This window comes from Variovorax sp. Sphag1AA (assembly GCF_014192575.1).
In the GTDB taxonomy this organism is placed as follows: Bacteria; Pseudomonadota; Gammaproteobacteria; order Burkholderiales; family Burkholderiaceae_C; genus Variovorax.
Genome location: NZ_JACHYC010000021.1, coordinates 1 through 1,198 on the forward strand (window position 1 = coordinate 1; position 1,198 = coordinate 1,198).

1 protein-coding gene is annotated in these 1,198 nt (G+C 62.8%); it reads left to right on the top strand.

The genetic code is table 11. From position 1 onward, the window contains the following. Window positions 1–3: 3 nt before the first annotated feature. Entirely contained in the window at window positions 4–1,197 is a 1,194-nt protein-coding gene (gene tuf / locus FHW64_RS34175) for an elongation factor Tu (RefSeq protein ID WP_184533946.1), read from the top strand. Window position 1,198: the final 1 nt, after the last annotated feature.

Sequence of the window (1,198 nt, forward strand, 5' to 3'; positions counted from 1 at the left end):
AAAATGGCAAAAGGAAAATTCACCCGCACGAAGCCGCACGTGAACGTGGGCACGATTGGTCACGTTGACCATGGCAAGACGACTCTGACGGCGGCGATTGCGACCGTGCTGTCGAGCAAGTTCGGCGGCGAAGCCAAGGCCTACGACCAGATCGACGCGGCGCCCGAAGAAAAGGCGCGCGGCATCACGATCAACACCGCGCACGTCGAGTACGAGACGGCCAACCGTCACTACGCGCACGTGGACTGCCCCGGCCACGCCGACTATGTGAAGAACATGATCACGGGTGCTGCCCAGATGGACGGCGCGATCCTGGTGTGCTCGGCTGCTGACGGCCCGATGCCCCAGACCCGTGAGCACATCCTGCTGGCTCGCCAGGTGGGTGTGGGCTACATCATCGTCTACCTGAACAAGTGCGACATGGTGGACGACAAGGAGCTGCTCGAGCTCGTCGAAATGGAAGTTCGCGAACTGCTCGACAAGTACGAGTTCCCTGGCGACGCCACCCCGATCATCCACGGCTCGGCCAAGCTGGCGCTGGAAGGCGACAAGGGCGAGCTGGGCGAAGGCTCGATCATGAAGCTGGCCGAGGCGCTGGACACCTACATCCCCACGCCTGAGCGCGCGGTGGACGGCACGTTCCTGATGCCTGTGGAAGACGTGTTCTCGATCTCCGGTCGCGGCACGGTGGTGACCGGCGCTGTCGAGCGCGGCATCATCAAGGTCGGCGACGAAATCGAAATCGTCGGTATCCGTGCGACCCAGAAGACCACCTGCACGGGCGTGGAAATGTTCCGCAAGCTGCTGGACCAGGGTCAGGCTGGCGACAACGTGGGCGTGCTGCTGCGCGGCACCAAGCGCGAAGAAGTCGAGCGCGGCCAGGTGCTGTGCAAGCCCGGCTCGATCAAGCCGCACACGCACTTCACCGCTGAGGTGTATGTGCTGAGCAAGGACGAAGGTGGCCGTCACACGCCGTTCTTCAACAACTATCGCCCGCAGTTCTACTTCCGCACAACGGACGTGACCGGCTCGATCGAGCTGCCCAAGGACAAGGAAATGGTCATGCCGGGCGACAACGTGTCGATCACAGTGAAGCTGATTGCTCCGATCGCCATGGAAGAAGGTCTGCGCTTCGCGATCCGCGAAGGCGGCCGCACCGTGGGCTCGGGCGTCGTGGCCAAGATCCTCGACATCTGAT